General features: G+C 64.5%; 1 protein-coding gene. It reads right to left on the bottom strand.

Annotation, left to right across the window (positions count from 1 at the left end; translation table 11 throughout):
• The coding region (locus VL15_RS38950; RefSeq protein ID WP_048252208.1) for an ABC transporter ATP-binding protein at window positions 1-589 on the bottom strand (589 nt) is incomplete at both ends.

Genomic DNA, 589 nt, shown 5'->3' with positions numbered 1-589 from the left:
ACAGCGAGTAGCTGCCCATGTACGCGATGTCGGTCACGACGCCGCGCGCCCAGTTGTGCTTCGAGCCCGGCTTCTCGCGCGACACGTGCACACGTTCGGGGCGCACCGAGATGCCGACCGGCATCCCAAGCGGGCCGGTCACGCCGTGGCTCACGTACATGCGTGCTTCGAGGTCGTCACTCTCGACGAAGATGTGATCGGGCTCGTCCTCGACGACGCGGCCCTCGAACAGGTTGGTCGAGCCGATGAATTCGGCCGAGAAACGGCTGTTCGGAAACTCGTACACTTCGCCCGGCGCACCGATCTGCACGATCTTGCCTTCGCTCATCACCGCGAGGCGGCTCGCCATCGTCATCGCCTCTTCCTGATCGTGCGTGACCATCACGCAGGTCACGTCGACCTTGTCGATGATGTTCACGAGTTCGAGCTGGGTCTTCTGGCGGATCTTCTTGTCGAGCGCGGACATCGGCTCGTCGAGCAGCAGCAGCTTCGGGCGCTTGACCAGCGAGCGGGCCAGCGCGACGCGCTGCTGCTGGCCGCCGGAGAGCTGATGCGGCTTGCGTTGCGCGTACTTGCTCATCTGCACGAG

It is taken from the genome of Burkholderia cepacia (assembly GCF_001039005.1).
Taxonomy (GTDB): Bacteria; Pseudomonadota; Gammaproteobacteria; order Burkholderiales; family Burkholderiaceae; genus Burkholderia; species Burkholderia theae.
Note: the sequence above shows the minus strand (reverse complement) of the source record. Positions and strands in the feature narration are given on the sequence as shown.